Origin of the sequence: Moorena sp. SIO2C4 (assembly GCF_010672485.1) — a bacterium.
GTDB lineage: Bacteria > Cyanobacteriota > Cyanobacteriia > Cyanobacteriales > Coleofasciculaceae > Moorena > Moorena producens.
Genome location: NZ_JAAHGN010000677.1, coordinates 1 through 4,159 on the forward strand (window position 1 = coordinate 1; position 4,159 = coordinate 4,159).

The window sequence follows — 4,159 nt, forward strand, 5'->3', positions numbered from 1 at the left end:
TATGGAAATGATTGATGATCAATTGGTAAAACTTTGATAATTTGCCCATCCTACCTCACTTTCATTATTTGCCCACCCTACTCCCCTGCTTTATCTTCTAAATCGCTAAAATCTAGAACTTGTGGTAAATTACTCCCACAACAACACCCCCAATCGGGTTCATACTTGCCTCGCTCCACCCATTTGTGAAAACTGGAATATTCCCACAAATGAGGACAAGACACCAAACCATGTTTAACTGGATTATAGTGAATATAATCTAAATGTCGGTGTAAATCATGGTCATCACGAATTGTATGCTCCCAAAACCGACGTTGCCAGACATTGCTTTCTCGATGCTTACGACGAGAAGGGGAAACATCTACCGAAAATGAGCGTTTTCCCGGTAAAGAGCGGGTAAATAACACCTTAAACCGAGAGACTCGCTGAGAATAATTAGAATCATCCGGTGGTAACGACCAGATAAAATGAAGATGATCCGGTAACACAACGGCTGCTGTGATGTCAAAGGGTTTTTCTGTCCGCATTTTTGCGATCGCCTTCCGTAACCGAGATATATTCTTAACATCTGAAAATAGAGGAATACGGCGATAAGTGACTATTGTCAGAAAAAATACTCCTCCTGGCACATAAGAACGACGATAGTTCGACATATTGAGATATTGATGGTGGCGAGCATCGTCTGTTTCAGTTTAATCCCGATTCAGAGTAGGGTGGGCAAATGGGGATGAGCACGCTATCAAATGGTATTACAATGATAATTTGCCCACCCTACAACTGACCTTGTCGGGTGGGCAAATGGGCATGACACTATGATGAAATTGCCAAGCTATCAGAATTTGGCCACCCTACCCGACGGAATGCGATCGCACTGACCTTGTCGGGTGGGCAAATGGGCATGACACTATGATGAAATTGCCAAACTATCATGATTTGCCCACCCTACCCGACGGAATGCGATCGCACTATTGTAGTGCGATCGCGGATCTTGTAGGGTGGGCAAATGGTCAAGGGTTCCTGATGAAATTGCCTTCCGTTTAGTATTTGCCCACCAAACCCCTACTGAATGCGATCGCACTATATTTTAAAATAAGGGAAAAACCCCCCATATCTATGGTCGAAACCCCTTGGCAACTCTTACCGACATTGGCTTGCGAGATCACAACTGATCCAAATAGTAATCGTCCAGTCATTGCAGGAACTCGAACCTCTGTGCGCCGAATTGCTTGCCTATATAATCAAGGTAACAACGCCGAAGAAATAGCCAGACGATTAAATCACCTAACAATCACTCAAATTTATGCCGCCTTAACGTATTATCATGCTAACCGTCAGGAAATAGACCAAGATATAGCAGCCGAACAAACCGCCTATGAAGAACTCGCCAAACAACATTATCAGGCAACCAAACCCTAAAAATGACACAAATTCGTCTTTATTTAGATGAAGATACCATGGATAGCGATCTGATAACGGCCTTGCGTCTTCGCAACGTGAATGTTGTCTCGACAGGGGAAGCTCAAGGGAGTAGGGAGTAGGGAGTAGGGAGTAGGGAGTAGGGAATATAGCATCAAAAATTCGGCTCTTCCGTACTTGTTATGCTAAATCAACACTTTGGCACAGGGAGCAGGGAGCAGTGCGATCACACTCTTGTAGTAGGGTGGGCAAATGGATATGATAACTGATCAATTGGTATTACGTTGATTATTTGCCCACCCTACCACACATTCAGGTTTGGTGGGCAAATGGACATGATAACGGAACAATTGGTATGACGTTGATGATTTGCCCACCCTACCCCTACTTACAACCACAAAATGGAGAGAAAATGTCCCTAATTCAAGAAGATATCGAACAAACGTTTAGGCAACTCGTTGACCAGTGGCGGGAAGAAACCAGAGGAATTTCATCAACCACTCAAGCAGCTATGCATCCTGCTTATCAACAAATTATTGGCATGGGAAAAGAAGCAATTCCGTTATTATTAAGGGAACTTGAACAAAAATCTGGACGGTGGTTTTGGGCTTTAAAATCCATTACTAGAGAAGATCCTGTTCAAGAAGAACATCAGGGGAATACTCAAGAAATGATCAAAGCATGGCTAAATTGGGGAGTCCGTAACGGTTATAAATGGTAGGAAATGAGGCGTGGTTATCGCAAGTCAGACAATGGATTGAAAGGGATTATCCTAATTTAGCCTCTACAAATTATCACATTACCAGTGCTGATACAATTGATTATAATTGTGTGGCTTGGGCGGCTGAAGATACTCAAAGATGGTGGTGGCCAGATCCAATGAAAGAGAGTTATTGGCCCGTTAATGTTCCAAGAGTTGAGACACTTTTGGCTTTTATTAAAGCTTTTGAAACTCTTGGTTATGTAATCTGTGAAACCCCGGATTTAGAAGAAAATTATCAAAAAATAGCCATTTACATGTTAAATGGTCAACCCACTCATGTGGCTAGACAATTATTAAACGGAAAATGGACGAGTAAATTAGGACAGGATGAGGATATTGAACATGATACATTAGAAGGGTTAACTGGAGAAAGATACGGTCAAGTCGCCCAAGTTATGAAGCGAAAAGTAGGTAGTAGGGTCGGCAAAGGTCGATGATTGGTGATCAAATGGTATTACTTTGATTATGTGCCCACCCTACCCCACATTCATTATTTGCCCACCCTACTCTACTACCCAACTACCGAACCGAATGTGATCGCACAACCGCACCGAATGCGTACGCACAAGCGCGGAAGCTGAGGCCGTAGGCCACGCTTTGCGAACGCTTCATCCCGTAGCGTGGCCTACGGCCAATCGCTGATCTTGTTTGGTGGGCAAATGAACATGACACTTTGATGAAATTGCCTTTCCCTACATAATTTGCCCACCCTACTGTCGTGGCTACGGCCAATCGCGGATCTTGTTTGGTGGGCAAATGGTCTTGGGTTCGAGATGAAATTGCCTTCCGTTTAGTATTTGCCCACCCTACCCAGGGTAAGCGCAAGAATCAATAAGCCGTGGCTTATTGACAAAAACACCGCGTCATTCTCAACAAATTAACTCTATTGCGAGTAAAGTTCTACGAGATTATAGGGGTTTCGAGCGACGCTCAACCGATATCCAGCCAATGCACATTATGAGCCATTTTTTCTTGCGCTTACCCTGCCACCCTACCCGCTCCGAATGCGTACGCACTACATAATTTGCCCACCCTACTGTCGTGGCTTGTTTGGTGGGCAAATGGTCTTGGGTTCGAGATGAAATTGCCTTCCGTTTAGTATTTGCCCACCCTACCCGCTCCGAATGCGTACGCACTGAAGCAACATTTAAGGCTTGCCACGCCACACCATGAATCTTGACTCGACTTTCTGTTATACATATATTATATGTATGACCTTTGAATATGATCCAAGAATTGCAAAAACCAATTGGCAAAAGCATGGTGTTTCCTAAGCGAAGCTGAAATGGTGTTTTTCGATCCCCTTGCCATTCATGACATTGATCCAGATTCGATTAGTGAAGAACGTTTCATCGCAGTGGGAATAGGAAACTCTGGATTACCATTGGTCGTTGTATATACCATGCGCGGTGAGGTGATTCGACTAATTTCTGCTCGTCGCGCCACAAAACAGGAGACAAAAGCTTATGAGAAAGGAATATGATTTTTCTAAAGGAAAACGAGGAGCTGTAATTTCTTCTAAAGGAAAAACACGCATTACTATTTATCTCGATGATGAAATTCTTGCCAATTTTCGAGAACAGGCCGAAACGGCTGGAATTGGTTATCAGACTCTAATAAATGAGGCTTTAAAAAAACATCTCCAGTGCCCTTCTGAGCAACCTCTCACCCAAGGGGATCTACGCCGTATTCTTCGTGAAGAATTATCAGTGCGATCGCGTAGCGTGGCCTATGGCCAATCGCCGCTCAAGTAGTGCGCGATCGCACTCTTGTAGTAGGGTGGGCAAATGGACATGTACACGCGCTCCTATTGGTATGACGTTGATGATTTGCCCACCCTACCCAACTACCCAACTACCCAACCGAATGCGTACGCACAACCGCACCGAATGCGTACGCACTACCCAGATGAAAGCGCAATGGTTTGGTGGGCAAATGGACATGATAACTGATCTTATTGCCTTCCGTACAGAATTTGCC

At 44.2% G+C, this 4,159-nt stretch carries 9 protein-coding genes; 5 read left to right on the plus strand and 4 right to left on the minus strand.

The features are described 5' to 3' along the window. Positions 1-77 precede the first annotated feature (77 nt). Together F6K20_RS26995 and F6K20_RS27000 are read right to left on the minus strand one after the other, a co-directional pair. Entirely contained in the window at positions 78-653 is a 576-nt protein-coding gene (locus F6K20_RS26995) for an REP-associated tyrosine transposase (protein WP_287296696.1), read from the minus strand. Between the two features lie 251 nt (positions 654-904). Next, entirely contained in the window at positions 905-1,078 is a 174-nt protein-coding gene (locus F6K20_RS27000) for a hypothetical protein (protein ID WP_287296698.1), read from the minus strand. A 35-nt stretch (positions 1,079-1,113) separates the two neighbouring features. Here F6K20_RS27000 and F6K20_RS27005 point away from each other — a divergent pair, with 35 nt between their 5' ends. Next, positions 1,114-1,416 (plus strand): DUF433 domain-containing protein, encoded by a 303-nt coding sequence (locus F6K20_RS27005; protein WP_287296700.1) that lies wholly within the window; start codon positions 1,114-1,116, stop codon positions 1,414-1,416. 23 nt (positions 1,417-1,439) lie between these two features. Here F6K20_RS27005 and F6K20_RS27010 read toward each other — a convergent pair whose 3' ends face one another. Next, positions 1,440-1,574 (minus strand): hypothetical protein, encoded by a 135-nt coding sequence (locus F6K20_RS27010; RefSeq protein ID WP_287264974.1) that lies wholly within the window; start codon positions 1,572-1,574, stop codon positions 1,440-1,442. A gap of 134 nt (positions 1,575-1,708) precedes the next feature. Between F6K20_RS27010 and F6K20_RS27015 the strand changes: the two genes are divergently transcribed. Next, positions 1,709-2,137 (plus strand): hypothetical protein, encoded by a 429-nt coding sequence (locus F6K20_RS27015; protein ID WP_287251678.1) that lies wholly within the window; start codon positions 1,709-1,711, stop codon positions 2,135-2,137. Further along, a complete protein-coding gene (locus F6K20_RS27020; RefSeq protein WP_287296701.1) occupies positions 2,131-2,616 on the plus strand; it encodes a DUF7689 domain-containing protein in 486 nt (161 codons plus the stop codon). Before F6K20_RS27015 ends, F6K20_RS27020 begins: the two co-directional genes overlap by 7 nt. 471 nt (positions 2,617-3,087) lie before the next feature. Here F6K20_RS27020 and F6K20_RS27025 read toward each other — a convergent pair whose 3' ends face one another. Continuing rightward, the gene (locus F6K20_RS27025) at positions 3,088-3,441 is read right to left on the minus strand and encodes a hypothetical protein (RefSeq protein ID WP_287296703.1); all 354 of its coding nucleotides are present in this window, start codon (positions 3,439-3,441) and stop codon (positions 3,088-3,090) included. On the opposite strand from F6K20_RS27025, the gene F6K20_RS27030 reads away from it, so the two are divergent. Further along, entirely contained in the window at positions 3,429-3,662 is a 234-nt protein-coding gene (locus F6K20_RS27030; protein ID WP_287251682.1) for a BrnT family toxin, read from the plus strand. The genes F6K20_RS27025 and F6K20_RS27030 overlap by 13 nt on opposite strands. After that, positions 3,646-3,933: a BrnA antitoxin family protein gene (locus F6K20_RS27035; RefSeq protein WP_287251683.1), complete on the plus strand. Its 288-nt coding sequence runs from the start codon at positions 3,646-3,648 to the stop codon at positions 3,931-3,933. The genes F6K20_RS27030 and F6K20_RS27035 overlap by 17 nt, the downstream gene beginning before the upstream one ends. The last annotated feature ends 226 nt before the right edge of the window (positions 3,934-4,159 follow it).

Excerpts from the sequence above, each read along its gene's own strand:
- F6K20_RS27020 (WP_287296701.1), top strand. The coding sequence starts at position 2,131 with ATGGTAGGAAATGAGGCGTGGTTATCGCAAGTCAGACAATGGATTGAA.
- F6K20_RS27005 (WP_287296700.1), top strand. The coding sequence starts at position 1,114 with ATGGTCGAAACCCCTTGGCAACTCTTACCGACATTGGCTTGCGAGATC.
- F6K20_RS27035 (WP_287251683.1), top strand. The coding sequence starts at position 3,646 with ATGAGAAAGGAATATGATTTTTCTAAAGGAAAACGAGGAGCTGTAATT.
- F6K20_RS27025 (WP_287296703.1), bottom strand. The coding sequence starts at position 3,441 with ATGCTTTTGCCAATTGGTTTTTGCAATTCTTGGATCATATTCAAAGGT.
- F6K20_RS26995 (WP_287296696.1), bottom strand. The coding sequence starts at position 653 with ATGTCGAACTATCGTCGTTCTTATGTGCCAGGAGGAGTATTTTTTCTG.